The organism is Burkholderia multivorans ATCC BAA-247 (genome assembly GCF_000959525.1).
Taxonomy (GTDB): domain Bacteria; phylum Pseudomonadota; class Gammaproteobacteria; order Burkholderiales; family Burkholderiaceae; genus Burkholderia; species Burkholderia multivorans.
Genome location: NZ_CP009831.1, coordinates 1,298,061 through 1,324,972, shown reverse-complemented (window position 1 = coordinate 1,324,972; position 26,912 = coordinate 1,298,061). Strand labels below are relative to the sequence as shown.

Here is a 26,912-nt window from a genome sequence, read left to right as displayed (position 1 = left end):
ATCGATTCGAGAACGTGAACGCGAAACGACGGCGGCGCGGCGCGCCGCCGGTGACGGGCGTACGGCTATCGCGCGTAGGGCTCGGGCAAGCCGTTGCGGATCACGTAGACGGTCGTCGGCGCGCCCTGCAGGTCGCCGTTCGCGTCGAACGAATAGGTGCCCGCGACGCCCGCGTAGTCCGACTTCGCGAGCTGCGCGATCAGCTTCGCCTTGTCGGTGGTCGTGCCGGCCTTGGCCATCGCATCGGCGAGCAGCTTCACGCCGTCGTAATAGTTCACGGCGTACACCTGCGTGTCGGTGTGATAGGTGTCGTGATACTTCTTCAGGAATGCGCGGCCGGCCGGCGTCTTGTCGAGCGCGACGCCGCCTTGCGCGCAGTAGACGATCGACGCCGCCTCGCCCGCCACCTTGCCCATGTCGGCCGAGCAGATGCCGTCGCCGCCGAGTAGCTTCGCGCGCAGCCCGCGCTGCTTCATCTGCCTGGCCATCGGCGCGCCTTGCGCCGCATAGCCGCCGAAGAAGATCACGTCCGGATTGCCGGCCTTGATCTTCGTGAGGATTCCGAGGAAATCGGTCGCCGACGAATTCGTGTATTCCTGGTCGACGATCCGGATGCCGTTGGCCTGCGCGACCTTCGCGAACTGCTCGGCGATCCCCTGCCCGTATGCGGTTCGATCGTCGATGATCGCGGCCGTCTTCGCGTTCAGCGTCGTCGCGGCGAACGCGGCCATCGTGCCGCCGAGCTGCTCGTCGCTCGCACCGATCCGGAAGATGTTCTTGAAGCCCTGCCGCGTGAGCGCCGGATTCGACGCGACCGGCAGGATCGGCACGCCGGCGTTCGCATACACGCGCGACGCCGGAATCGCGACGCCCGAGTTGTACGGGCCGAGCACCGCGACGACGCCCTTGTCGACGAGGTTCTGTGCGACCTGCACGCCGACCTTCGGATCGGCCTGATCGTCCTCCGACAGCAGCCGGAACGTGACCGTCTTGCCCGCGACCTTCACGCCGGCCCGGTTCAGTTCGTCGACCGCGAGCCGCGCGCCGTTTTCGTTGTCCTTGCCGTTCGCGGCCTGCGGGCCCGTGAGCGGCGCCGAGTGGCCGATCGTCACGACTTCCTGCGCATGAGCCGACGCGAGCGTGCCGGCCGCGACGGCAACCGACAGCACGGTAACGAGGTATCGCATGACGCGCTCCCGACTGGTTGGATCGCAACCAATGTAGACGACGCGTGGTCGGCCCGCAAGCAATTTCAAAATAATCGGTAGCAATCTGGTTCCGGCGACGACCAGATCGGCGCGCCGCTATTTCGGCGCGATGTCGCGTCGAACGCGCCGGATGTGCTGCTCGACGTAGAACGCGGCCGCGTCCGCATCGCCGGACACGATCGCTTCGTAGATCAGCCGGTGTTCGGACACGTAGAGCCGGATCCGGCCTGCGTCGTAGATGCCGTCGTCCTTGAGCCGCTTCCACAACGGCTGATCCATCGTCTTCGCGACTTCGTCGGCGATCTTCACGATCAATGCGTCGCCGGTCATCAGCGCGAGTTGCCGATGGAACAGCCGGTCGCTCTCGTTCCATAGCGCGCGCTGCCGCGGATCGTCGATGTCGCTGATCGTTTCCATCTGCGCGAGATAGCGCTCGGCGACCGGATCGGCGCGCCCGTGCGCGGCGGCGAGCCGTGCGATCGCGGGTTCGAGGATCAACCGCACGTCGAGCGTCGACGTCGGGCTCACGTCGGCTTCGGACGGATCGCGCGCGTCGCCGCGCTGCGCGAGCACGTCGAGCGGCGACGACACGACGTAGGTGCCCGAATTGCGCTTCGTGAACACGAGCCCCTCGTTCTGCAACGCGCCGATCGCTTCGCGCACCGCGGGCCGCCCGACCTGGAACAGCGCCGCGAGCTCGCGCTCGGACGGCAGCCGCGTGTCGGGCGCATAGCGTCCGGCACGAATCTCGTCCCGGATCTTCTCCGCAACCTGCTCGTAGATTTGCAGCGGGCGGAAACCGCCTTCGGGGGATTCGGGACGCGCGGACATCGTCTGGGGGCTCCTGCGTGGTCGGATGAGAATCGAAACGGATCGATCGCCCGCGCGGCGCGCGACAGCGATCGGTGGACAGATATTAGAACCAAACTCGACCGGACGCTCGGTTTCCGGACTTGCCGCCGCGCGGCAAACTGGTATAAATTCGATCCAGCCTGCCACCTGTCGCGGTATCCGGCAGCCCGTCGCGCGCACCGCGCGCTCGTCCACGCTCACCGACGCCTACGATGACCGCTCTCTCCCGGACTCCCGTTTTCGACGCTGCCGATACGGCCGCGCTGCTCGACTACCACGCGCTGCTCGCCACGCTCGCCCGCACCGTCGCCGACTACGCGGCCGGAAAGATCGTCAGCCCCGAGCGGCTCGTCGTGCCGCTGCAGGCCGGCGGCGTGATGCTGTCGATGCCGTCCAGCGCGCACGATCTCGCGATCCACAAGCTCGTCAACGTGTGTCCCGGCAATGCGGCGCGCGGGCTGCCGACGATCCTCGGCCAGGTGATCGCGTGCGATGCGACGACCGGCGAGATGCGCTTCGTGCTCGACGGCCCGACCGTCACCGGTCGCCGCACGGCAGCCGTCACCGCGCTCGGCGTCCAGGCGCTGCACGGCACGCCGCGCGACATCCTGCTGATCGGCACGGGCAAGCAGGCCGCGAATCACGCGGAGGCGTTCACGGCGCTCTTTCCCGACGCGCGGCTGCACGTGCGCGGTTCGCGGGCCGCGAGCGCGGCCGAATTCTGCGCGGCACATCGCGCGCACGCGCCCCAGCTCGTGCCGCTCGATGGCGATGCGATTCCCGATGCGATCGACGTCGTCGTTACGCTGACGACGAGCCGCACGCCCGTCTATCGCGACGCGGCGCGCGAAGGCCGGCTCGTGGTCGGCGTCGGCGCGTTCACGGCGGATGCGGCCGAAATCGCGGCCGACACCGTGCGGCACAGCCGGCTCGTCGTCGACGATCCGGCCGGCGCACGCCATGAAGCGGGCGACCTGATCGTCGCGAACGTCGACTGGCAGCAGGTCGCCTCGCTCGCCGACGTGCTGAACGGCACATTCGCGCGCGGCGGCCCAATGCTGTTCAAGACGGTCGGCTGCGCGGCATGGGATCTCGCCGCATGCCGCACCGCGCGCGATGCGCTCGCCGCGCGCGCAGCGCTGAACGTCCCGCAACACTGAGCTGCCGACGCGGCGCCGAGCCGCGCCCGCGGCACGCAGCATGCGGTGACCGCTGCGCGCACGCGTTCGTCGCGCCGCATCCGTTGTAGGAAAACCCCTACAACGCGACGAAGCGGCCTACGCCAACTTCCAATTCCGCCGATTTCCTTTTCCGCGGCGCAGCACGATACTGGCTCGATGAATGCCGGTCCGTCGCCCGCTGTGCTGCGGGTATTCCTCGTCGACCATGCCGTGCCCGTGCGGCGCCGGATCGCGCTGCTCGTCGGCGCGATCCGCGGCGTCGCGGTCGTCGGCGAAGCGGAGGACGGCCAGCGCGCGTGGACGCAGATTCACCGCAGCCGGGCCGACGTCGTGATCGTCGATCTGCGGCTGGCCGACGGCAGCGGCCTCGACCTGATCGGAATGTTGTCGAAGGCCGTCCCGCGCATCGTCACGATCGTGCTGACGAACCATTCCGCGCCGGCATTCAGACAGGCGTGCGCGGCTGCCGGCGCCGATTATTTCTTCGACAAGACCGTCGAATTCGACGCCGCGTGCCGCCTGATCGAATCGCTGGTGCACGCACGCGCGCACCGACCCTGACCGTGCCGGAGTGTCTCATGTCCACTGCTACCGCCAGCGTCCTCGACGCGCCCGTGATCGGCCCGCAACCGAGCCCGTTCCGGGCCATCGCGCGCGCCGATTCGGCCAAGCCGGCAGCCGCGCGCTGCTCCGCGTGCGCGATGCGCGCGATGTGCCTGCCGCCGCACCTGACCGCGGCCGAGTACAGCCGCCTCGACGCGATCATCTGCGCGACGCGCCACGTGCGTCAGGGCGATGCGCTGTTCCGCGCGGACGATCCGTTCCACAGTCTGTACGCGGTACGCGCCGGCTCGTTCAAGACGGTGATGATGCATCGCGACGGCCGCGAGCACGTGACGGGTTTCCAGATCGCCGGCGAAACGCTCGGCCTCGACGGCATCGGCAGCGGCCGGCACTGCTGCGACGCGATCGCGCTCGAGGACAGCGTCGTGTGCATCATCCCGTTCGACGCGCTCGAAGCGGCGTGCCGCGAGATCAAGCCGATGCAGCACTTCCTCTATCAGCTGCTCAGCAGCGAGATCGTGCGCGAATCGAGCCAGATGCTGCTGCTCGGCACGATGTCGGCCGAGCAGCGCGTCGCGCATTTTCTGCTGAATCTGTCGTCGCGCTTCCAGGCGCGCGGCTATTCGGCCTCGGAATTCAATCTGCGGATGACGCGCGAGGAAATCGGCTGCTATCTCGGGATGAAGCTGGAAACGGTCAGCCGGATGTTCTCGCGCTTCCATCGCGACGCGCTCGTGGAAACGCGCGGCAAACGCGTGCGCATTCTCGACGCGCAGGCGCTCTCCCGCGTGTGACGCACGCGAACCGACGCGCGGCTGCGGCGGCCCGCCAGCCGCCGGCGGTCGCCTGTGAACCTCAGACGTTGAACGCCTGCGACATCTTCAGTTCGATCCACGTCATCCCGGCGCGCAAACCTTCGATCATCGCTTCGTGCTCGGTCGGATACGCGTGGCTGTGCTCGAACGTATGGTGAAATCGCCCGGCACCCGTGCCGTGCTCGACCGATACGCGGCAGCGGAACTCGCCCGATTCGCACGGGCGCGTCTCGACTTCGACCGACCAGTCGCGCTCGTGAATGTTGCCCTGCAGTGTCATGACTCCTCCTGCGGTGTCGGCCGTCGAACCGGCGATGGCCGCGCCGCCTGAAGCTGCGGCATGGGCCGGCCGTCGGTTTCGTCGAGCATTCGCCGTGCCCGGCGGCGCGATCGGCGGCCGCGCCTGCGCGGGCGGGCGCCCGCATCCGTTCACGTGAGCATAGTGGCGCGTGCCGCCGCACGCTTGATCTGCGTCAAGCGGGCGGCGCCGTCATCGTGCAGCCGGTTCGATCGTCGCGCCGCGTTCGGCGAGCAGTTCGCGCAGCACGCTGCGGTGGCAGCGGTTTTCGTCGTCGCAATAGCAGCCGATCGAGAACGCGGTCGTCGCCGACAGCGCCGCGAGCAGATCGAGCACCTTCGCCGCATCGCCATGCGCCATTTCGGCACGGAAGTGACGCTTGAACGCGCGCCATTCGGCGTCGCTTTCGGCGGCCTGCGCCTGCGCGACGAGTTCGGCGCTCGGCGACAGCGTCGGCAGCCACACGTCGTAATAATCGCGCGAGGCGAATTCGGCTTTCGGCACGCCGCGCGGCGGCCGCCGCACCGTGCCGATCCGCACCCCTTCGCCCGCTGCGCGCGGCGATCCCAACTGTACGATCCGTATACCCATGCGTTCCGTGTCGATCTGCGTACGATTCCGTGATCGTACTGCTGTGCCTGCGACCGCGACAGGGGGGCGGCGGCGGACGGCAGCATAAAAAAACCGGCTGCCTCCGTCGAGGAGACAGCCGGTTTTCGCGACGCATGCAACCGCGTTCAGACGCCGCTCTTCAGCACCTGGCCGATCGCATCCGCGACGATGCCGACGTTCGAATCGTTCAGCCCGGCCACGCACATGCGGCCCGAGCGCAGGATGTACACGCCGTGCACTTCGCGCAGCGCTTCGACCTGCGATTCGGTCAGGCCCGTATACGTGAACATCCCGCGCTGCTTCACGTAGCGCGTGAGCGCTTCGCCGCTGACGTGATCGCGCAGCCCGTCGTGGATCGCCTGACGCATGCGCGCGATGCGGCGGCACATCGCCGCGAGTTCTTCTTCCCATTGCTTGCGCAGTGCGGGCGTATTGAGCACGGCCGACACGACCTTTGCGCCGTACGTTTGCGGGTTGCTGTAGTTCGAGCGCACGGCGCCGGCAAGCTGGCCGAGCACGCGCTCGGCGGCGGCCGCATCTTCGCAGACGACGCTGAGCCCGCCGACGCGTTCGCCATACAGCGAGAAGTTCTTCGAGAACGAATTCGCGACCAGCGCCGGCACGCCGCGCCGCGCCAGTTCGCGCACCGCGAACGCATCGGCGTCGAGCCCCGCGCCGAAGCCCTGGTAGGCCATGTCGACGAACGGCAGCAGTTCGCGCGCTTCGATCACGTCGATCAGCTTTTCCCACTGACCTTCGTCGAGATCGACGCCGGTCGGGTTATGGCAGCACGCATGCAGCAGCACGACGCTGCGCGCCGGCAGCGCGTCGATCGCCGCGAGCATCGCGTCGAACTTCAGACCGCCCGTCGCTTCGTCGTAGTACGGATACGTGTTCACCGTGAAGCCCGCACGCTCGAAGATGAAGCGGTGGTTTTCCCAGCTCGGATCGCTCAGCCATACCTGCGCGTCGGGGAAATAGCGCTTCAGGAAATCCGCGCCGACCTTCAGCGCGCCCGAGCCGCCGAGCGTCTGCACGGTCGCGATGCGACCGGCCGCACGCGCCGGATGATCGGCGCCGAACACGAGCGCCTGCACCGCGTCGCGATACGCGGCCAGACCGACCATCGGCAGGTACGGCTTCGGGCCGCTCTCGCGCTGCAGCGCCGTTTCGGCTTCGCGTACCGCGCCCATCACCGGAATCCGCCCATCGGCATCGAAATAGATGCCGATGCTGAGGTTGACCTTGCGGTCGCGCGGATCTTTCTGGAAGTTCTCGTTCAGCGTGAGGATCGGATCGCCCGGATACGCTTCGATATGTTCGAACATGGCTATGTCGGTCTCGTTTGGAGGAATGATCGGGCGCGGCGCGCGTCAGCGTGCGGATGCGCCGTTACGCAGCGCATAGCCGGCATTCTTCTGACGGAAGCGATACCCGACCGCGAGAACCGCGAGCCACACGGGAATCAGGTACACCGACAGGCGGAGATCCGGCGTCAGGTACATCACGACGAGAATGCCGGCCATGAACGCCAGGCACAGGTAATTCGTGAAAGGATAGCCCAGACTGCGGAAGGACGTCTCCTCCCCGGCTGCCCGCTTGGCCTGACGGAACTTCAGATGGATCAGCGTGATCATCGCCCAGTTGATGATCAGCGCCGACACGACGAGCCCCATCAGCACTTCGAACGCCTTGCCCGGCATGAAGTAGTTGACCAGCACGCAGACGCCCGTCGCGAGTGCCGACGCGCCGAGCGCGGCGAGCGGAATGCCGCGCCGGTTGACCGAGCACAGCACCTTCGGCGCATTGCCCTGCTTCGCGAGGCCGAACAGCATCCGGCTGTTGCAGTAGACGCCGCTGTTGTACACCGACAGCGCCGCCGTCAGCACGACGACGTTCAGCACGTTCGCGACCACGTCGCTGCTCAGCGCATGGAAGATCAGCACGAACGGGCTGCCGCCGGACACGACCTTTTGCCACGGATACAGCGACAGCAGCACGCCGAGCGCGCCGATGTAGAAAATCAGGATCCGGTAGATGACCTGGTTCGTCGCGCGCGGAATGCTGCGCTTCGGATCGTCGGCTTCGGCCGCCGTGATCCCGACCAGTTCGAGCCCGCCGAACGAGAACATGATCGCGGCCATCGACATCACGAGGCCCGACACGCCGTTCGGGAAGAAGCCGCCGTGCTGCCACAGGTTCGCGACGCTCGCTTCCGGTCCCGCATGCCCGCTCGCGAGCAGCCAGCCGCCGAAGCCGATCATGCCGACGATCGCGGCGACCTTGATGATGGAGAACCAGAATTCCGTCTCGCCGTACGACTTCACGCTGGTCAGGTTGACGAGGTTGATGACGACGAAGAACACGAGCGCGGAGACCCACGTCGGCACGCCGGGCCACCAGTACTGCACGTAGATGCCGACGGCCGACAGCTCGGCCATGCTGACGAGGATGTAGAGCACCCAGTAGTTCCAGCCGGAGAGGAAACCTGTGAAGTGCCCGCAGTATTTGTCTGCGAAATAGCTGAACGAGCCGGCGACGGGCTCGTCGACGACCATCTCGCCGAGCTGACGCATGATGAAAAACGCGACGACGCCGGCCACCGCATAGCCGAGCAGCACGGACGGGCCGGCCATCTTGATCGTCTGCGCAATGCCCAGGAACAGCCCCGTACCCAGCGCGCCACCCAGCGCAATCAGCTGGATGTGCCGGTTCTTCAGCCCACGCTTCAGGCCGTCCTTCTCGTTTCCAGAAACCATGTCTTCTCCACTCTGTCCGCCTCCGCCGGAAGCGGTGCGCCTTCGGGGTGCCGGGCGCTGTTTTGCTGTGCCGGCGGCCGTTCGTGGAGCCGCCGGGTTGGGGACTGCAATCTTCGCGTGGCGGTGCCCGATGCCCGTCGCCGTGTCTGCGCACGGTCGCCGGGCCGTCGCCCGCCGCTGCAGCAGGCGGGCGCACACGAAAATCCGGCGTCAGTTTAGCGTCGCGGTCGGGAAATCGGGTTTCGTAACCCGTTCATGCAAACCCTACATTATGAGATAAGATTGCATCCAGGAGACAGATGAGGAAACAAAGATGCCTGAACCGGTTCTCGATCGCATCGATCGCCACCTGCTCGCGATCCTGCAGGAGAACGGCCGTGCGTCGAATCTCGAACTGGCCAAAGCGGTCGGACTGTCGCCCGCGCAGACGTTGCGGCGTCACCGGCGGCTCGAGGAGATCGGCGCGATCCGCCGCTACGAGACGCGGCTGTGCCCCGATACGCTCGGCTTCGGCGTCACGGCGTTCGTGCACGTGACGATGGAGCGCGGGCATATCCGCGACCTGTCGAAGTTCCAGAAGCTCGTGTCCGATCTCGCGCAGATCCAGGAGTGCTTTTCGGTGACGGGCGACATCGACTACGTGCTGAAGGTCGTCGCCCACGATCTGAAGGGGCTGTCGAGGTTCCTGCTCGAGACGCTGATGCGCATTCCCGGTGTCAGCGGCGTGCATTCGAGCGTCTGTCTCGACGAAATCAAGTGCACGAGCGCGATGCCGGTCGAAGAGTGACGGGCGATCGTGCGCGTTGCCGCGGCACGGGCGGTCGTGCTCTTTCGTCTCGCGATGTGCGGGGCGCCCGGTCTTTCCGTTTGAGCATCGGCCGCCGACCCCGCCGCGCCATTCCGCACTATTCCGCGCGACTCAGCGCACGGCCGCGAACGTACTGATCAACAGCGCACCGGCCGCGATCACGGCGCATCCGGCTGCCCTACGCGGCGTCAGCCGCTCGCCGAGATATACGCGTGCGATCAGCGCAGCGAACACGACGCTCGTTTCGCGCAGCGCCGATACGGGCCCCATCGGCGCGCGGTCCATCGCCCAGATCACGATGCCGTACGCGAGCGCCGCGAATACGCCGCCGCACGCCGCCTTCGCCGTTTCCGCCCCATCCTGCAGAACTCGCAGCGGTCCCGCGCGCAGCCGATAGTACGCGGCCATCAGCGCACCCGTCAGCACGAACATCCATGCGGTATAGCCGACCGTGCTGCCGCTTTCGCGCACGCCGATTCCGTCGACCACGCTGTATGCGGCAATCGACACGCCGGTCGCGAATGCCGTCGGCAGGACCTGCGCCATCGCGTGCGTCGCGGCGCGGCCGCGCTCGAGTCCGATCGCCATGATGCCCGCGCAGATCAGCACGAGCCCGGCCTGCGCACCCGCGCTCAAATGTTCGCCGGCGAATGCCGCCGCACCGAGCGTGACGAGCAGCGGCGCCGTGCCGCGCGCGACGGGATACGCGACGCTGAGATCGCCGTGCTCGTACGCGCGCACGAGCAGCAGCGTATAGACGACGTGCAGCACGGCCGACGCAATCACATAAAGCCAGCTCGCCGGCGCGATCGGCGCGGCCGCGGGCAGGAACAGCAGCGCAAACGCGCCGATCGCGATCTGCAGGACGGTGGCCGAGCGCAACCGGTCGCCGCGGCTGCGCACCAGCGCATTCCACGATGCGTGCAGGAAGGCGGCACACAGAACGGCAAACAGGACGGGGATCGGCACGCTGACGGCTCCGGATGACGCGCACGGCGAAGTCGCCGCGGCGGGTGTTCATCCTATGAAGCTGTCACGCTGTTGTCAAAAACCGCCTCTCGCTCATGTCGGGTGCCGACGCCTGCTCCCCATCATGCGCCCCGCGCGCCGTTCGCCCTTTCCGTTGTCTTTCGCCGCGCGCGACGAAGTAATGAAATCGATACCGCAGCGCAATGCAGGCGAAACCAATCCGTCCCCATATCTTCACGTCAGGCTGTTTCAATGCCGGTGCTCTATCGCGCGCGCCGCGTCCAACGCCCCGGCGACGGCGCCGCTTCCACCGTCGAAAACCTACCCGGAGTTTCCCGATGTTCCGTCAAGCCTTGCTCGTTACCGCCTGCGCAGGCGCAGCGCTGACGCTGTTCGCCTGCGGCGGCAGCGACGATCCGACTGCGACGCCCGTCTCGTCGCAGGACGCCTTGCAGACCGCCACGCCGATCAAGCACCTCGTCGTGATCTACGGCGAAAACGTCTCGTTCGACCACTACTTCGGCACCTATCCGAACGCGACGAACCCGGCCGGCGAGCCGGCGTTTACGGCCAAGGCGGGCACGCCGACGGTCAACGGCCTGACGGGCACGCTGCTCACGGCGAACCCGAACTTTACGAACACGGCGAACGGCACCGACGCCGCGAACCCGTTCCGTCTCGACCGCACGCAAGCGGCGACCGCCGACCAGAACCACGCGTACACGGCCGAACAGCAGGCCGAGGACAACGGCCTTGCCGACCTGTTCCCGAAATACACGGGCAAGGGCTCGTCCGGCGGCGCCGGCGCGTTCGGCACCAAGGGCCAGGTGATGGGCTACTTCGACGGCAATACGGTGACCGCGCTGTGGAACTATGCGCAGCGCTTCGCGATGAGCGACAACGCGTACACGACGGTCTACGGTCCGTCGACGCCCGGTGCACTGAACGTCGTGTCGGGCCAGACGAACGGCATGCAGATCGTGAAGACGTCCGCGCAGCCGTCGACGCTCGCGAAGAGCTCGTACTACATCAACGACGGCCAGGGCGGCTACACGATGATCAACGACGTCGATCCCGGCTACGACGTCTGCTCGAGCACGACCGATCAGGCGATGATGTCCGGCAAGAACATCGGCGACCTGCTGAACGCGGCCCACATCACGTGGGGCGGCTTCATGGGCGGCTTCAACCTGTCGACGACGAACAGCAACGGCACGACCGGCTGCAACCGCAGCACCGTCGCGACCGCCGTGAACGCCGCGACCGCCGACTACATCCCGCATCACAACTGGTTCCAGTACTACGCGTCGACCGCGAATCCGCAGCACACGCGTCCGAGCTCGATCGCAGCGATCGGCTCGAGCGTCGAAACCGACGGCAAGACGCCCGAACCGGCGAATCACCAGTACGACACCGACGACTTCTTCGCCGCCGTGAAGGCCGGAAACTTCCCGTCGGTCAGCTTCCTGAAGGCGCCGGCCGCGCAGGACGGCCATGCCGGCTACTCGGATCCGCTCGACGAGCAGGCGTTCGTCACGAAGGTCGTCAACTTCCTGCAGCAGCAGCCCGACTGGCAGAACACTGCGGTGATCGTCACCTATGACGACTCGGACGGCTGGTACGACCATGCGTACACGGCGCCCACCCGCGCGTCGTCGGACGCTGTCGACCAGGTCAGCGGCAACGGCCAGTGCGGCAGCGGCGGCACGACCGGCGTGAACGGCGGCACCGTGAACGGCCGTTGCGGCCCCGGCGTGCGCATTCCGTTCGTCGTGATCTCGCCGTACGCGAAGCAGAACTACGTCGACCACACGATGATCGACCAGGCGTCCGTCGTGCGCTTCATCGAGGACAACTGGCTCGGCGGGCAGCGCATCGGCGGCGGTTCGTTCGACGCATCGGCGGGCGACCTGCGCGGGCTGTTCGACTTCGCATCGAAGCCGAATACCGCGCCGCTCTATCTCGATCCGACGCAAGGCACCACGCTGAGCGCCGCGCCGTCGATCTGACGGGCGTCGTCGCGCAGCAGGCCGGCGCTGCGTGCGCCGGCCGTTTTCGTTTTATTGCGCCGCCTCGTGCGGCCTTCGATTCCCGAGCGACAGCATGACAGTCCGTTCCGCGTTTCCGTCTCCCGACACGCCCGGCGCCGCCGCGCCGCGCGCCCCTTTCCGCTTCGCACGCCGCGCGGCGCTCGCGCTCGGCGCGGCCGTCATCGGCTACGGCGCCTTCGCGATCGCGTTTCCCGCACATACGCCGGCCGCGATCGGCGACATCGTCGCGGACTGGACCGGCGCGAATCCGCATCCGATCGTGCTGCAGCGGCCGCCCGTGCAGCCGCTGTCCGCGGTCGCGCAGCTCGGCCGCGCGCTGTTCTTCGATGCGTCGCTGTCGGCGTCCGGCAAGCAGTCGTGTGCGTCGTGCCACAACCCCGATCACGCCTACGGGCCGCCGAACGCGCTCGACGTGCAGCCGGGCGGCCTCGCGATGACGCAGCACGGTTATCGGCCGCCGCCGTCGCTGATGTACCTGTATCGACAGCCGAACTTCAGCATCGGCCCCGATGCCGGCGAAAACGACGACGCACCGAGCGTCGCGCAGCAGGCGGCCGCGGCGGCCGGCGTCGTGAAGGCGCAGAAGGTGGCCGGCACCTCGGCTGCACCGCAGCTCGTACCGCAAGGCGGAATGTTCTGGGACGGCCGCGCGGACACGCTGCAGCAGCAGGCATTCGGTCCGCTGCTGAACCCCGTCGAGATGGCGAATGCGAGCGTCGACGAGGTCGCGCACAAGCTTTCGCAGTCGTCGCACCGGACGCAGTTCCTGCAGTTGTTCGGCCCGCGCGTGTTCGACAGTCCGCAACTCGCGGTGTCCGAAGCGATGTTCGCGATCGCGCGCTATCAGGTCGAGGATCCGTCGTTCCATCCGTACAACAGCAAGTACGACCGCTGGCTCGAGGGCCGCGCGCGCCTCACGCAGGCGGAGCTGCGCGGCCTGCGGCTGTTCAACGATCCGCACAAGGCGAACTGCGCGGGCTGTCATCTGTCGAAGCCCGGCGCCGACGGGCTGCCGCCGATGTTTACCGACTACCAGTACGAAGCGCTCGCCGTGCCGCGCAACCGGCAGCTCGCGCAGAACCGCGATCCGTCGTTCTACGATCTCGGCGTGTGCGGACCGTTCCGCGAGGATCTGAAGGACCAGACGCAATATTGCGGGATGTTCCTGACGCCGACGCTGCGCAACGCGGCGACACGCCACGTGTTCTTTCACAACGGCGTGTACCACACGCTCGATCAGGTGATGGCGTTCTACAACGAACGCAGCATCGCACCGCAGAAGTTCTATGCGCGCCTCGCGGACGGCAAGGTCGACCAATACGACGACATTCCGCCGAAGTACCGCGCGAACGTCGACGTGACCGACGCGCCATTCGATCGCAAGCCGGGCGACACGCCGGCGATGACGGCGCAGGACATCAAGGACATCGAGGCGTTCCTCGCCACGCTGACCGACGAGCCGGGGCACTGAGCGAAGCTGGGCGCGTCGTACGACGCGCGTGATCAGCGTCGCGCGCGCACGCACAGGAACGCGGGCGCGAGCGACAGCTCCGCGTACAGCCGCTCCGCCACGGCCTGCATCTCGGGCAGCGGCTGCGGCTCGACGAAGCGGTCGAGCCGCCAGCCGGCGTCGGCGACCGCGTTCAGGATGTCGGCAAGCGGCCGCCGCCACGCCTCGACATAGGGCTTCGGCTCGCCGAATCCGGACCAGTACATGCCGAAGCGCGACGTTTCGAAGTACGGGCGATCGCCGCGCGTGCGCTCGTCGATCCAGTCGCGCATCGGATGTGCCATCGAGAACACGAGCGTCGCGCCGGGACGCGCGACGCGCGCGAATTCGCGCAGCGTCGGCGCGAGATCGCGCACGTAGTCGAGGGCGAGCGAACACAGCACCTTGTCGAATGACGCATCGGGCAGCCAGTCGAGCGGCGCGGCGAGATCGCCGTGCGCGACATCGACGGCGAGCCCCGCGCAGCGCGCGCTGGCGAGCGCGACCATTTCGGGCGTCACGTCGAAGGCATGAACGGTCGCGCCGCGCCGTGCGAGCAGCTCGCTGCAGATGCCGGGTCCGCAGCCGGCGTCGAGCACCGTCAGGCCGGCGACGTCGCCGAGCAGCGCAAGCGTCGCCGGCCGTTCGTAAAGCGCGTTGTGCGGCTTGGTCGGCGCGATGTCGGCGTAGCGCTGGGCAAATTCAGCGTACGCACGGCGGCCGGGAGCATCGGTCCGATCGGTCATGGCGTGCTTGTCGGGGGACACGAAGGGTTCGATTCTGCATGATCGATGGGCGGCTGGCGATCGGGTGGCGTGCGCGTGTCAGGAAAGGCGGCGTCCGCAATTCGATCCGGACGCTGGAATCGGCTTGCTCTGCGTCTGCAGCACAGGCGCGCGTCGACGCGACGGCTCGCGGCACCGCGCCCAGGCCCACCTTGGCCAGCGAATCCGGCGACGCCTGCCGATAGCACGACGCGCCGACCGCCTCGCATGCGTCCCGCATGACGGCCATCCCTCCCCACCCCCACGTTTTCCCCAATCCCTTTCGCCTTGACTACCCCCGCCTCATCGCCGACACTTCCTCCATCGCAAGTGTGATCACAGATCGCAGATCAAACCAGGAGAACCGTACCTTGGCGCCTCGCATCGTCCCGCCCGCACTGAAGGCCATCGAACAGGAAACGATGGCCGACAAGGTCTATCGCCAATTGCGCGAAGCGCTGATGAGCGGCCGCTTCGCACCGGGCCAGGCGCTGAGCCTGCGCAGCGTGGCCGAGGCCGTCGGCTCGTCGACGATGCCGGTGCGCGCGGCCCTCACGCGGCTGCACGCGGAACGCGCGCTCGTCGACGGCCCGAACCGCGCGCTCGTCGTGCCGCCGATGACGCTCGAGATGCTCGACGAACTGCGCGACGTGCGCATCGCGCTCGAAGGCTGCATCGCCGAACGCGCGTGCGCACGCATGACCGACGCCCAGATCGCCGCCCTGCGCAAGACCTGCGAGGCCATGCAGGCGCACGCCGAAGCCGGCCGGTCGCGCGCATATCTGCAAAGCAATTTCGCGTTTCACAGCGCGATCTATGCGCACGGCGCGAGCGACAGCACGCTCGCGATCGTCGAGAACCTGTGGATGCGCGTCGGGCCGTTCCTGAACATGGTCGCGCTCGACATCCCGCACATGCGGCGCTCGATGGACGCGCACCGCGCGGTCGTCGATGCGCTCGAGCGGCGAGACGGCGCCGGCGTGCGCGCCGGCATCGCGCTCGACATCGGCGGTGCCGCGCACGATCTGGCCGCGACGCTGCGTGCCGAGCAGGCGCCGCGCCGCGCGAACGCAAAGCCGTAACGCCGCGCGCAGCGGCGCGCCGCATCCGACAACATCAACGATGGAGACAACCGCGCATGACCGCTTCCGACCTGCTCAAACCCTATGACGGCCTTCGCGTCCTCGTGACCGGCGGCGCATCCGGCATCGGCCTCGCGATCGCCGATGCGTTCGCCGAATGCGGTGCGCGCGTGCATGTCTGCGACGCGTCGCAGGCCGCGATCGCGGCACTCGCCGACCGGCCGTCGCGTGCCGCGATCGGCGCAACGCTTGCCGACGTATCGGACCGCGCGGCGGTCGAGCGCGTGTTCGCGGACGTCGCGGCCACGCTCGGCGGCCTCGACGTACTGGTCAACAACGCGGGCATCGCGGGCCCGACGGGCGGCATCGACGAGATCGATCCCGCGCAGTGGGAGCAGACGGTCGCCATCAATCTGAACGCCCAATTCGAATTCGCGCGACGCGCCGTGCCGCTGCTGCGCGAGTCGAAGCACGGCGGCGCGATCATTGCGCTGTCGTCGGTCGCGGGCCGGCTCGGCTATGCGTACCGCACGCCTTACGCGGCCACCAAATGGGCGGTCGTCGGTCTCGTGAAGAGCCTCGCGATCGAACTGGGGCCGCTCGGCATTCGCGTGAATGCGATCCAGCCCGGCATCGTGCGCGGCCCGCGCATCCGCCGCGTGATCGAAGCGCGCGCGCAACAGCTCGGGATCGGCTACGACGAGATGGAGCAGCGCTATCTCGAACGGATCTCGCTGCGCCGGATGACCGAGCCGGCCGAAATCGCGGCGACCGCGCTGTTCCTGTGCTCGCCCGGCGGGCACGGAATCACCGGCCAGGCGATCTCCGTCTGCGGCAACGTCGAAGTGCTCTGAGCCCTCCTGCACCGTCCAACGAAAGGAACCGATCCGTGGCAAACGCTCGCAAAGTCATCATCACCTGTGCGCCGACCGGCGCGATCCATACGCCGTCGATGTCGCCGTATCTGCCCGTCACGCCGCACGAGATCGAGACGGCCGCGGTTGCGGCCGCCCGCGCCGGCGCGGCGATCCTCCATCTGCACGCGCGCAATCCGTCCGACGGCAAGCCGACGCAGGATCCGGCCGTCTTCGAGGAATTCCTGCCCCGGATCAAGGCGCAGACCGATGCCGTCATCAACCTCACGTCGGGCGGCAGTCCGCACATGACTGTCGAGGAGCGGCTGCGTCCCGCGCTGCATTTCCAGCCGGAAATCGCCTCGCTGAACATGGGCTCGATGAACTTCGGCCTGTATCCGATGCTCGAGCGCTTTCGCGAACTGAAGCACCCATGGGAGCGCGAGCATCTCGAGAAAAGCCGCGATCTCGTGTTCAAGAACACGTTCGCCGACATCGAGACGATCCTCACGCGCTGCGGCGCCAACGGCACGCGTTTCGAATTCGAGTGCTACGACATTTCGCACCTGTACAACCTCGCGCACTTCGTCGACCGCGGGCTCGCGAAACCGCCGTTCTTCGTGCAAAGCGTATTCGGTTTGCTCGGCGGCATCGGCGCGCATCCGGAGGACCTGATGCACATGCGCCGCACCGCCGATCGCCTGTTCGGCCGCGACTATGTATGGTCGATCCTCGGCGCGGGCCGCAACCAGATTCCGCTCGCGACGATCGGCGCCGCGCAGGGCGCGAACGTGCGCGTCGGGCTCGAGGATTCGCTCTGGATCGGGCCCGGCAAACTGGCCGAATCGAGCGCCGAGCAGGTGCTGAAGATCCGGCAGGTGCTCGAAGGGCTGTCGCTCGAGATCGCGACGCCGGCCGAGGCGCGCGCGATGCTCGCGCTCAAGGGCGGCGACGCAGTGAACTTCTGATCGCGCGCTCGCACGCCCACTCACGCAGGACTCGCAAGCGCAGAGACGCGGCGCCGGCCCGAACCGGCGCCAGGACGCCCGATATCGCCCCGCTCCCGTCGAGCGCCGCCGGCGCGCGGCTCCGTCGTCTGCTCGTTCGCCGCGCCCCGCGCGGCGGCCTCTGTCGAACGCGGCACGTCGTGCTTGCCGTGCGCGCCGGTTCGCCCTTAACGGAGTCGTCCGCATGTCCACTCATCACGCTCAGGCCCTGCCGTCCGCCGCGCAAGACGCAAGCGCGTCGCTGAACCGGCTGCTGTTCCGCAAACTGATGCCGCTGCTGATCGCCGCCTACGTGATCAGCTTTCTCGATCGCACCAACATCGCCTTCGCGAAGCATTCGATGGGCGTCGATCTCGGCATCTCGTCCGCCGCCTACGGCCTCGGCGCCGGACTGTTCTTCCTGACCTACGCGCTATTCGAAATCCCGAGCAACCTGATCATGCACCGCGTCGGCGCGCGCTTCTGGATCACGCGGATCATGATCACGTGGGGCGCGCTGTCGGTTGCGATGGCGTTCGTGCGCGGCGAAACATCGTTCTACGTGATGCGGCTGCTGCTCGGCGCAGCCGAAGCCGGGCTCTTTCCCGGCGTGATGCTGTATCTGACGTACTGGTTCGGCCGCGAACAGCGCGCCCGCGCGACCGGCTATTTCCTTCTCGGCGTGTGCATCGCGAACGTGGTCGGCGGCCCGCTGGCCGGCGCGCTGATCGAACTCGACGGCACGCTGGGCTTTCACGGCTGGCAATGGCTGTTCGTCGTCGAAGGGATTCCGGCGATCCTGCTCGCGTTCGTCGTGTGGACACGGCTGCCGGACCGTCCGAGCGCCGCGCCGTGGCTCGCGCCGGAAACGGGTCGTGCGCTCGAGCGCGCGCTCGCCGCGGAACAGGACGCCGGCGCCGGGTCGCACGGCGGCCACGCATTCGGCGCCGCGCTGCGCGACCCGCAGATCTGGCTCGCGATCTTCGTGTACTTCTGCCATCAGCTGACGATCTACACGGTGATCTTTTTTCTGCCGGCGATCATCGGCGCATCGGGCCGGCTGTCGCCGATCGCGGTCGGCCTGCTCACGGCGCTGCCATGGCTGGCCGCCGCGCTCGGCGCCGCGACGCTGCCGCGCTTCGCGCGCGAATCGCGGCATTCGCGCGCGCTGCTGTGCGCGGGCCTCGTCGTGATGGCAGCCGGCATGGTCGGCGCCGCGCACGCCTCCCCGCTCGCGGGACTGCTCTGCGTGTGCGTCGCCGCGTCGATGTTCTTCGTCGTCCAGTCGATCGTGTTTACGTTTCCCGCCTCGCGGCTGGCCGGCAGTGCGCTCGCCGGCGGCCTCGGCCTCGTCAATACCTGCGGCCTGCTCGGCGGCTTCGTCGGTCCGACCGTCGTCGGCGCAATCGAACAGGCGACCGGCGATGCGAAGAACGGCCTGACGCTGCTGGCGGCCGCACTCGTCGTCGCGGCGCTCGCGAGCCTGGCGCTGCGTCACGGACACGAACGGCAGCGCGCGCGTTCGGCCGCATGACGGGTGCGGCGCGGGCCGGCGCGCGTGGGAACCGACGCTCGCCCGCGCGCACCGGCCGTTCCGAACGCGCTCAGAACAGATACATCCCCGCGACGAACACGACCCCCGAAAACAGCAGCGTCGTCACGCAGTAGCCCATGATGTCGCGCACGCCGAGCCCCGCGATCGCGAGCGCGGGCAAGGCCCAGAACGGCTGCGCCATGTTGGTCCACGCCTCGCCGTACGCGATCGCCATCGCGGCCTTGCCGAGATCGGCGCCAAGCGCCTGCGCGGCCGGCATCACGAACGGCCCCTGCACGACCCAGTGACCGCCGCCCGACGGCACCGCGAAGTTGATCACCGCCGAACTCAGGAACGCGAGCAGCGGAAACGTGTGCACGTTCGCGATGTCGACGAACCACTTCGTGATCACGCCCGCGAGGCCCGAATGGTCCATCAGCGCCTGGATGCCCGCGTAGAACGGGAACTGGATCATGATCCCCGAGGCGCCGCGCGCGGCGCCGGCCACCGCGCGCGCGTAAGCCATCGGCGTGCGGTGCAGCAGGATGCCGGCGGCGAGGAACGCGAGGTTCACCGTATCGATGTCGAGCGCGAAGCCCTTCTGCACGAACCGCAGCACGAGAAACGCCGCGCACAGCGCAGCGACGAACACCGACAGCGCGCGGCTCTCCTCGAGGCGCTCCGCGAGCGTCGCGTCGGGCCCGAGCGTGCGCTCGACGCTCGGCGGCTCGGCGAGCAGTGCCGGATCGACGCTGACGACGTCGCCCGGTTTCGGCATCATCATCCGCGCGAGAAACGGCAGCATCACGATCAGCCCGATCGTGATGAACGCGTTGTAGCCGGTGAAGATCGTCTGCGACACGGGGATCAGGCCGATCGTCTTTTCCATCGGATTGCCTTTCGTCGCGGCGACGAGCGGCACCGAGCCCGACAGGCCGCCGTGCCAGCTCAGAAAGCCCATGTAGGCCGACGCGACCAGCAGCCGATAGTCGCTGCCGGCGACGCGGCGCGCGACTTCCCGCGCGAGCATCGCGCCGAGCACGAGCCCGAAGCCCCAGTTGATCGCGCACGCGAGCGCGCCGACGAAGGCAACGAGCATCACACCCTGCGCGGGCGTGCGCGCGGCGCTCGCGAGCGCGACGAGCAGCCGCTTCACGGGCGGCGAACTCGCGAGCGCGTGGCCCGTGACGAGAATCATCACCATCTGCATCGAGAAGGCGAGCAGGTTCCAGAAGCCCGAGCCCCACATCGTCGTCAGTTGCACCGGCGAATTCGGCGTGAGGCCGAACGCAAGCGCGAACGTGACGATCGTCAGCAGGATCGCGAAAATCAACGGGTCGGGCAGCACGCGGTGAACCACCTGCGTGAAGAAGCGGGCAATGCGTTGAATCAACTTGTACTCCTCGTTTCCTGATAGGGACGTCCGCGCGCATGTGGTTATGGGAAAGCGCGGGTCGCGCGGATTCTTGCACAGAACCGCGCGATGCGCTTCGACGCGCGAACCGGCGTGGACGGGAAACGAGGCAGGCGCCAAGCGGCCGAGCGTGCCGCCGCGATCGTGCGTCAGCGCATCAGCGCATCAGCGCGCGGCGGTCGCGCGCGTCACCAGCGTGGCGCGTGTCGTCGCGCGCCGTTCGGCGCGCTGCTGCGCAAACCGGTATGCGACGAGCGAACCGGCCACCGCGAGCAGCATCGGCACGAGGCTGTCGTGATTCGCGCGCGTGAACTCGAGCAGCAGCACGACGGCCGTGATCGGCATCTGCATCGACGCGGCCAGGAATGCGGTCGCGCCGACGAGCGCGCAGCCGCCCAGCGACGCGCCGGGCCAGACGGCGCTCCACAGCCCGCCGAGCACGACGCCGAGCAGCGCGCCGTTGGCGAGACCCGGCGTCAGCAGGCCGCCTTCGGCACCGGCCCGCAGGCTGGCCGCTTCGATCGCGACCTTCAGCACGAGCAGCGTCGCGGCGATGCCGATCGTCAGCGTGCCGTCGAAGCCGAGCGATGCGGGCCCCTTGCCGTTGCCGAGCAATGACGGAAAGCGCATCGCGAGCACGCCGATCACCGCGAAATTGACGAGCGAGAGGATCGGCAGCCGTACGTCCTTGGGCGCATCGGCGCGCGCCCGCGTCGTGAGCCGCACGAAGCCGTAGGCAGCGAAGCCGAACAGCGGCCCGCAGACGATCGACCACGCGACGAGCGGCGCACTCGTCACGAACGGCGCGATCGTGTACTGGTGTTCGTTGCCGAGCCCGATCCATGCGACGACGGCGGCGAGCGTCGACGTGACGAGCGCGACGGCCACCGCGCGCACGGCGAACGTGCCGAGCAGCACCTCGAGCACGAACACCGCGCCGCCGAGCGGCACGTTGTACACGGCCGCAAGGCCGGCGCCCGCGCCGCACGCGACCATCAAGCGGCAATCGTCGCGCGTCAGCCCCGCGCGATGCGCGAGCCGGCCCGCGATCAGTGCGCCGATCTCGCGCGGCGCGACTTCGCGGCCGAGCGGCGAGCCGAGCGCGACGGTGACGATCTGCAGCAGCGCATGCATCGTCGTGCTGACGACCGGCATCCGCGGGTCGCCGGCCTGCACCGCGCGACGAATGCCGACGAGCGGCTGCCCGTAGCGGTAAAGCGTCCACCAGCCGCCGCCCGCGACGATGCCGCAGACGATCATCGCCGCGACGCGACGCAGCGGATCGGCGTCGGTCACGCCGGTGAGAAAGCTTTCGGTGCCGACCAGATGCGCGGCGCCATAGCCGTACGCGAGATGCTGGATCGCGTGCAGCAGCAGCGCGAGCAGCATGCCGCCGAGCCCAGCGCCGATGCCGGTGACGATCGTGACGGCCGCGATCCGCGTGAACGGGCTCACGGTGGGAGCGGAGGACGATGAGGACGGAGCGGACGGCAGATCGGCGCGCATGAGTTCGGTGACCGGAGTAAATCGACACGGCGCGCACCGCGCGCGCCGCCGTCAGCACCGAATCGTAGGCGCGCGCCCACCATGAGACAAACGTATTTTTAGAATCGATTCATGCGCTCGACGAATACCGCTGCCGCCATGCCGGCGCTCAGCCCGGATACGCGATCCGCTCCGGCTCGCGCCGCATGATCACGTTGCCGTGCCGGATCGACAGCGTCGCCTTCGCTTGCCGGCGCACGGCCTCGTAATCGCTGTCGGCGTCGAGCACGACGAGATTCGCCGGCCGGCCGACGGCGATCCCGTATCCCTCGCCGAGCTGCAGCGCGGTCGCGCTGTGATCGGTGACGAAATCGAGGCACCGCTGCAGATCGCGATAGCCCATCATGTGACAGATATGCAGGCCCGCATCGAGCACACGCAGGATGTTGCCGTTGCCGAGCGGATACCACGGATCCTGGATCGAGTCCTGGCCGAAACAGACGTTCAGCCCCGCCCGGTCGAGCTCCGCGACGCGCGTGACGCCGCGCCGCTTCGGAAACGTATCGAAGCGCCCTTGCAGATGAATGCTCTCGGTCGGGCACGAGACGAAGTTGAGCCCCGCGCGCGCGAGCAGCCGAAACAGCTTCGAGCAATACGCGTTGTCGTACGAGCCCATCGCGGTGGTGTGGCTGGCCGTCACGCGCGCGCCCATCCCGCGCACGCGCGTTTCTTCGGCGAGCACTTCGAGAAAGCGCGAATGCGGATCGTCGGTTTCGTCGCAATGCACGTCGACGAGGCAGCCCGTGCGCTCCGCGAGATCCATCAGAAAGCGGATCGAACTGACGCCCTGCTCGCGCGTGTTCTCGAAATGGGGAATCCCGCCGACGACGTCCGCGCCGATCTCGACCGCCTGCTCCATCAACGCGCGGCCGCCCTCGAACGATTCGATCCCCTCCTGCGGAAACGCGACGATCTGCAGGTCGATCCAGCCGCGCGCCTCGTCCTTCACTTCGCGCATCGCCTTCAGCGCGGCGAGCGACGGATCGGTCACGTCGACGTGCGTGCGCACGTGCTGAATTCCGTGATCGCGCAGCATCGCGATCGCCGCGTGCGCTCGCGCCTTCGTGTCGTCATGCGTGATCGTCGCCTTGCGCTCGGCCCAGCGCTCGATGCCTTCGAACAGCGTGCCGCTCATGTTCCATGCGGGCTCGCCAGCCGTCAGCACCGCATCGAGATGGATGTGCGGTTCGACGAGCGGCGGGATCGCGAGGCGACCGCCCGCGTCGAGATCGTCGGCGCCGGTCGGTGCAATCGGCGCAGGCTGCGCGTCGATTCGCGCGATCGTGCCGGCGTCGATGCCGATCGTAAACAGCCCGTCGCGGCCGCGCAGGCGTGCATTGAACAGATTCATGCGGAACTCTCCTCGTGGATGCGGAGCGGCCGCGCGCGCATCGACGCGCGCCGCGGCAGCCGGATGCGGTGAACCCGATCGAACGAACACGGGTGAACCGGACGCGCGATGCCGCGCGTCACGACCACCCTTCGAATTTGAGTCCCGTTTGCGCGGCAGCTTCTTCCGGCGTCACGTCGCGCACGTGCTGGCCGAAGGTCCATACGTGCATCTCGGGATCGCGCGCGCGATACGTGCGGTCGCCGTAGAACTGGTCGGCCGGCTCCTGCAGGATGTCCGCGCCGGCCTGCCGCGCGCGCTCGCAGTGCGCGTCGATGCCGGTCGCGAGCTGCACGTGCACGCTCTGCGTGTTGCGGCCGCCGACGTCCGGCGGGCTCGCGACGAACTCGGCCCAGTAGCCGCCGATCATCACGACGCCGCCTGCGTGCGTCAGTTCGGCATGCGTGACCTGGCCGTCGGGCGTATAGACGACGATCCCGCGCCCGAAGCCGAACGCGCGCTCCAGCCATTCGAGCGCGGCACGCGGATCGCGGTAGTAGACGGCGGGACTGATCGGCGGAAGGGGCGCTGGCGTGGGCATCGTTGCCTCCAATCGGTGGGGACGACACCCATTCTCCGCGCGTCGGTCGCGCCGATCAACCGTCGTCGGCCGACGCACGCGTGTTGCGGCGATGCGACAGCGGAACCCTGTGCGCGGCGCGCCGTTGCGCGACAACGGCCCGCATCGCTCGCGCGCCGCTCGACGTGTCGGTTTTGTGAACGACTCTTGTTCGATCCGCAAAGGACCGCTCGCCCGCACGCGCGCCGCACGCACGGTGCGCGTTCCTATACTTGCGCCCGTTTCGATCCCACACGCAGGAGTCTTGAGATGAAGAAAACGCTTATTGCCGGCGCATCGGTCGCCGCATTGTTCGCCCCGGTCGTCCACGCGCAAAGCGCCGTCACGTTGTACGGGCTGATCGACGCCGGCATCGCATATACGAACAACGCGAACGGCGCGTCGCAGTGGCGCATGACCAGCGGCACGATCAACGGCAGCCGCATCGGCTTTCGCGGCACCGAGGACCTCGGCGGCGGCCTGAAGGCACTGTTCGTGCTTGAAAACGGCTTCAACGCGAACAACGGCGCGCTCGGTCAGGACGGCAAGCTGTTCGGCCGTCACGCGTACGTCGGGCTCACGCACGACGCGTACGGCACGCTGACGCTCGGCCGCCAGTACGACACGATGGTCGATTTCGTCGCGCCGCTGTCGGCAACGGCCGGCGATTTCGGCGATGCCGGCTTCGCGCATCCGTTCGACAACGACAACCTGAACCATTCGCTACGCATCAACAACGCGGTCAAGTACACAAGCCCGACGGTGGCGGGCTTCAAGGTCGGCGCGATGTACGCGTTCTCGAATGCGACGAACTTCGGCGCGAATCGCGCGTACAGCGCGGCCGTCAGCTATACGAACGGCCCGCTGAAACTGGCCGGCGCCTACCTGCAGATGAACGGCACCAAGGGCACGACGAGCGCGAGCGCCGGCGCGACCGATGCGGCCGAAGCGAAAGGCGTGAATCAGGGCGGCTGGTCGATCGGCGCCGACCGCATGCGCTCGTACGGCGGCGGCATCGGCTACACGTTCGGGCCCGCGACGGTCGGCTTCGTCTATACGCGCGCGCAGTACGACAACACCGGCGCGTTCGGCTCGACCGGCCAGATCGCGTTCAACAACTTCGACGTGAACCTGCGCTATGCGCTCACGCCGGCCTTCAGCCTCGGCGCCGCCTATGTCTACACCGACGCCAGCGTGTCGAACCCGGACAGCCGGCACGGCACCGATCCGAAATGGCATCAGGTCGACCTGCAGGCCGTCTACAAGCTGTCGCGCCGCACCGACGTCTATGCGGAAGCGATGTACCAGCACGCGTCCGGCCGCGGCTACCAGGCATTCATCAACGGGTCCGGCGGCGCGTCGAGCACGCCGAATCAGATCGTCGGCACGATCGGGATGCGCACGCGGTTCTGACGCGAACACGCGCGTCGGCGGCGCACGCGTACCGGCGCGCGTGCGCGCCGACGCCAATGTTGCGCGCGCTGGAAGGGAGCTTGCACGGAATCGGGCTGTTTGCGCGCGGCCGCGCTTCGTAGACTGACGTCGAATCATCGTTCGAGCCGACCGGCCGAGGCCGCGCCGAACGCTCTTTTTCCTACAGGAGAACATCGTGAAATCGCTCGTCGTCACCGCTACTGCCGCCGTTCTGCTCGCCGCACCGGCGCTGTCGTTCGCGCAAGCCGCGAAGTCGCCCGTCACGCGCGCGCAGGTGCTGCAGGAGCTGTACGACCTCGAGTCGGTCGGCTACAACCCGGCGCTCGGCGACGCGGGCAACTATCCCGACGACCTGCTCGCCGCGCAGCAACGGCTCGAAGCGAAGCGCATCGCCGAACGCAAGGTCGCGCAGACCGCGTACGGTCCGGCCGGCGTCGCGGCGACCGAATCGGGTCCGGCCGCGAAGCCGACGCGCTGAGCGCACCGAGGGCACCGAGGGCACCGAGCGCACCGAGGGCACGATGATCGGCGCCGCAGGCGAACCTTCGATCGCGTACGCGGCGTCGGTCGCGCCGCGACGAAACCTGCCGCGCGCGGCGCTTCAACGTTGCCGTTCCATTGCGCGCCGCGTGCCGCTGCGCGCCGCAATCGCCGTCATGCGGCCTGCGATGCGCGACCGATCGCGTTCAGCGTATCGACGTCGCGCTCGATCATCGCGGGCACCTGTGCGCGCAGCAGTTCGACCCACGTGCGCACCTTCGCGTCGATGTAGCGGCGCGACGGATAGAGCGCATACACGTTCATCTTCTGCAGGATGTGCTCGGGCAGCACGCGCACGAGCGTGCCGTCGCTCAGCGCATCGATCGCGGCATAGAGCGGCAGCATGCCGATGCCGATCCCGTCGCGAATCGCGAGCGCGAGCGATTCGGCCGTATTCGTCTGCACCGGCCCGCTCACGTGAATCTGCTCGACGCCGTCCGGCCCTTCGAGCACCCACTCGTGCGTCGGGAACGCGGGCGTGCGCAGCGTCAGGCAGGCATGCGCGGCGAGTTCCTGCGGGCGTGCCGGTGCGCCGTGCCGCCGCACGTAGTCGGGCGACGCGCAGAGAATGCTGAACGTCGAGCCGAGCAGGTGCGACACGAGCTCCGAATCGGGCAGCGACGACGCCGTGACGACCGCCATGTCGCTCGTACCGTCGAACAGGTCCGGCATCCGCTGCGACAGCGACAGCTCGATCGACACCTCCGGATACTGCGCGTGATAGCGCGTGAGCGCCGGCAAGACATAGTGATGCCCGACGCTAGCAAAGCTGTGCATCCGCAGCACGCCCGCCGGCCGCTCGTGCGCGCAGCTGGCCTCTTCTTCCGCGCGATCGACGTCCGCGAGGATTTGTCGGCAGCGCCGCAGATAGTTCTCGCCGGCCGACGTGAGCGCGAGACGACGCGTCGAGCGATTCATCAGACGGGTGCGCAGCCGCGCCTCGAGCTCCGACACCGCACGCGACATCGCGCCGGTCGTCGAATTCAGCGATTGCGCGGCCGCGGTGAAACTGCCCGTCTCGACCACGCGCGTAAACACCCGCATGTTTTGAAGCGTATCCATTCCTGTTCACACGTAGAGCGGAGCCGCCATTTTCCTCCAGCCTGTGCGGCAGATTGTTACTTGCGCTGCAACTATCGTTTCCCCGCAGCTGCGTTAATGCCGGCCGGCCGCGCTCCTACAATCGGCGCCTCATCAGTCGAAC

The 26,912-nt window shown here is 68.0% G+C and carries 25 protein-coding genes; 12 read left to right on the top strand and 13 right to left on the bottom strand.

From position 1 onward, the window contains the following. Window positions 1-65 precede the first annotated feature (65 nt). Complete coding sequence (locus tag NP80_RS08145) at window positions 66-1,187, bottom strand: branched-chain amino acid ABC transporter substrate-binding protein (RefSeq protein WP_035948728.1); 1,122 nt, start codon at window positions 1,185-1,187, stop codon at window positions 66-68. Window positions 1,188-1,304: 117 nt separating this feature from the next. Next, window positions 1,305-2,039: a FadR/GntR family transcriptional regulator gene (locus tag NP80_RS08140; RefSeq protein ID WP_035487703.1), complete on the bottom strand. Its 735-nt coding sequence runs from the start codon at window positions 2,037-2,039 to the stop codon at window positions 1,305-1,307. 233 nt (window positions 2,040-2,272) lie between these two features. Here NP80_RS08140 and lhpI point away from each other — a divergent pair, with 233 nt between their 5' ends. The 3 genes from lhpI (at window position 2,273) to NP80_RS08125 (ending at window position 4,599) form a co-directional block, all read left to right on the top strand. Beyond that, window positions 2,273-3,220 (top strand): bifunctional Delta(1)-pyrroline-2-carboxylate/Delta(1)-piperideine-2-carboxylate reductase, encoded by a 948-nt coding sequence (lhpI, locus tag NP80_RS08135; protein ID WP_006412255.1) that lies wholly within the window; start codon window positions 2,273-2,275, stop codon window positions 3,218-3,220. A gap of 177 nt (window positions 3,221-3,397) precedes the next feature. After that, entirely contained in the window at window positions 3,398-3,802 is a 405-nt protein-coding gene (locus NP80_RS08130) for a response regulator (protein ID WP_006397100.1), read from the top strand. A gap of 17 nt (window positions 3,803-3,819) precedes the next feature. Continuing rightward, the gene (locus NP80_RS08125; protein WP_006412254.1) at window positions 3,820-4,599 is read left to right on the top strand and encodes a helix-turn-helix domain-containing protein; all 780 of its coding nucleotides are present in this window, start codon (window positions 3,820-3,822) and stop codon (window positions 4,597-4,599) included. 61 nt (window positions 4,600-4,660) lie between these two features. On the opposite strand, the gene NP80_RS08120 is transcribed toward NP80_RS08125, so the two are convergent. From NP80_RS08120 to NP80_RS08105, 4 genes are all read right to left on the bottom strand, one after another. Then, window positions 4,661-4,900, bottom strand: a complete 240-nt coding sequence (locus NP80_RS08120; protein ID WP_006397102.1) for a hypothetical protein — start codon at window positions 4,898-4,900, stop codon at window positions 4,661-4,663. Window positions 4,901-5,110: 210 nt separating this feature from the next. Next, entirely contained in the window at window positions 5,111-5,509 is a 399-nt protein-coding gene (locus NP80_RS08115) for a DUF488 domain-containing protein (RefSeq protein WP_006403581.1), read from the bottom strand. A 146-nt stretch (window positions 5,510-5,655) separates the two neighbouring features. Beyond that, window positions 5,656-6,858 carry an amino acid aminotransferase gene (locus tag NP80_RS08110; protein ID WP_006412261.1) on the bottom strand — a complete coding sequence of 401 codons (1,203 nt, stop codon included), beginning with the start codon at window positions 6,856-6,858 and terminating at the stop codon, window positions 5,656-5,658. Between the two features lie 45 nt (window positions 6,859-6,903). After that, on the bottom strand, window positions 6,904-8,289 hold the full coding sequence (locus NP80_RS08105) for an amino acid permease (protein ID WP_006403583.1): 1,386 nt from the start codon (window positions 8,287-8,289) through the stop codon (window positions 6,904-6,906). 313 nt (window positions 8,290-8,602) lie between these two features. Here NP80_RS08105 and NP80_RS08100 point away from each other — a divergent pair, with 313 nt between their 5' ends. Continuing rightward, on the top strand, window positions 8,603-9,076 hold the full coding sequence (locus tag NP80_RS08100) for an Lrp/AsnC family transcriptional regulator (protein ID WP_006397107.1): 474 nt from the start codon (window positions 8,603-8,605) through the stop codon (window positions 9,074-9,076). 132 nt (window positions 9,077-9,208) lie between these two features. On the opposite strand, the gene NP80_RS08095 is transcribed toward NP80_RS08100, so the two are convergent. Continuing rightward, on the bottom strand, window positions 9,209-10,066 hold the full coding sequence (locus NP80_RS08095; protein ID WP_006412248.1) for an EamA family transporter: 858 nt from the start codon (window positions 10,064-10,066) through the stop codon (window positions 9,209-9,211). Window positions 10,067-10,404: 338 nt separating this feature from the next. On the opposite strand from NP80_RS08095, the gene NP80_RS08090 reads away from it, so the two are divergent. Then, window positions 10,405-12,075, top strand: a complete 1,671-nt coding sequence (locus NP80_RS08090) for a phospholipase C (RefSeq protein ID WP_006403585.1) — start codon at window positions 10,405-10,407, stop codon at window positions 12,073-12,075. 94 nt (window positions 12,076-12,169) lie between these two features. After that, window positions 12,170-13,588, top strand: coding sequence for a cytochrome-c peroxidase (locus NP80_RS08085; RefSeq protein WP_035948726.1), 1,419 nt, complete (start codon window positions 12,170-12,172; stop codon window positions 13,586-13,588). A gap of 32 nt (window positions 13,589-13,620) precedes the next feature. Here the strand turns inward: NP80_RS08085 and NP80_RS08080 are convergent, their stop codons facing one another. Further along, window positions 13,621-14,352, bottom strand: a complete 732-nt coding sequence (locus tag NP80_RS08080; RefSeq protein ID WP_035948723.1) for a class I SAM-dependent methyltransferase — start codon at window positions 14,350-14,352, stop codon at window positions 13,621-13,623. Between the two features lie 389 nt (window positions 14,353-14,741). On the opposite strand from NP80_RS08080, the gene NP80_RS08075 reads away from it, so the two are divergent. The 4 genes from NP80_RS08075 (at window position 14,742) to NP80_RS08060 (ending at window position 18,826) form a co-directional block, all read left to right on the top strand. Then, window positions 14,742-15,452: a GntR family transcriptional regulator gene (locus NP80_RS08075; protein ID WP_006412264.1), complete on the top strand. Its 711-nt coding sequence runs from the start codon at window positions 14,742-14,744 to the stop codon at window positions 15,450-15,452. Window positions 15,453-15,508: 56 nt separating this feature from the next. Continuing rightward, the gene (locus NP80_RS08070) at window positions 15,509-16,306 is read left to right on the top strand and encodes an SDR family oxidoreductase (protein WP_006397115.1); all 798 of its coding nucleotides are present in this window, start codon (window positions 15,509-15,511) and stop codon (window positions 16,304-16,306) included. Window positions 16,307-16,341: 35 nt separating this feature from the next. Beyond that, window positions 16,342-17,274 (top strand): 3,5-dioxohexanoate:acetyl-CoA acetone transferase, encoded by a 933-nt coding sequence (kce, locus tag NP80_RS08065; protein ID WP_006403591.1) that lies wholly within the window; start codon window positions 16,342-16,344, stop codon window positions 17,272-17,274. Between the two features lie 223 nt (window positions 17,275-17,497). Continuing rightward, window positions 17,498-18,826: an MFS transporter gene (locus NP80_RS08060; RefSeq protein ID WP_006412252.1), complete on the top strand. Its 1,329-nt coding sequence runs from the start codon at window positions 17,498-17,500 to the stop codon at window positions 18,824-18,826. Between the two features lie 70 nt (window positions 18,827-18,896). Here the strand turns inward: NP80_RS08060 and NP80_RS08055 are convergent, their stop codons facing one another. From NP80_RS08055 to NP80_RS08040, 4 genes are all read right to left on the bottom strand, one after another. Continuing rightward, window positions 18,897-20,219, bottom strand: a complete 1,323-nt coding sequence (locus tag NP80_RS08055) for a TIGR00366 family protein (protein ID WP_006412259.1) — start codon at window positions 20,217-20,219, stop codon at window positions 18,897-18,899. Between the two features lie 186 nt (window positions 20,220-20,405). Then, complete coding sequence (locus tag NP80_RS08050; RefSeq protein WP_035948721.1) at window positions 20,406-21,746, bottom strand: chloride channel protein; 1,341 nt, start codon at window positions 21,744-21,746, stop codon at window positions 20,406-20,408. A 148-nt stretch (window positions 21,747-21,894) separates the two neighbouring features. Continuing rightward, entirely contained in the window at window positions 21,895-23,136 is a 1,242-nt protein-coding gene (gene codA, locus NP80_RS08045; protein WP_035948718.1) for a cytosine deaminase, read from the bottom strand. Between the two features lie 118 nt (window positions 23,137-23,254). Continuing rightward, window positions 23,255-23,716, bottom strand: coding sequence for a VOC family protein (locus tag NP80_RS08040; RefSeq protein WP_006397126.1), 462 nt, complete (start codon window positions 23,714-23,716; stop codon window positions 23,255-23,257). Window positions 23,717-24,004: 288 nt separating this feature from the next. Between NP80_RS08040 and NP80_RS08035 the strand changes: the two genes are divergently transcribed. Next, window positions 24,005-25,147, top strand: a complete 1,143-nt coding sequence (locus NP80_RS08035; protein WP_006412262.1) for a porin — start codon at window positions 24,005-24,007, stop codon at window positions 25,145-25,147. A gap of 196 nt (window positions 25,148-25,343) precedes the next feature. After that, on the top strand, window positions 25,344-25,646 hold the full coding sequence (locus NP80_RS08030) for a DUF4148 domain-containing protein (RefSeq protein ID WP_006412260.1): 303 nt from the start codon (window positions 25,344-25,346) through the stop codon (window positions 25,644-25,646). A 176-nt stretch (window positions 25,647-25,822) separates the two neighbouring features. Here NP80_RS08030 and NP80_RS08025 read toward each other — a convergent pair whose 3' ends face one another. Further along, window positions 25,823-26,770 carry a LysR family transcriptional regulator gene (locus tag NP80_RS08025; RefSeq protein WP_006397130.1) on the bottom strand — a complete coding sequence of 316 codons (948 nt, stop codon included), beginning with the start codon at window positions 26,768-26,770 and terminating at the stop codon, window positions 25,823-25,825. Between the last annotated feature and the right edge of the window lie 142 nt (window positions 26,771-26,912).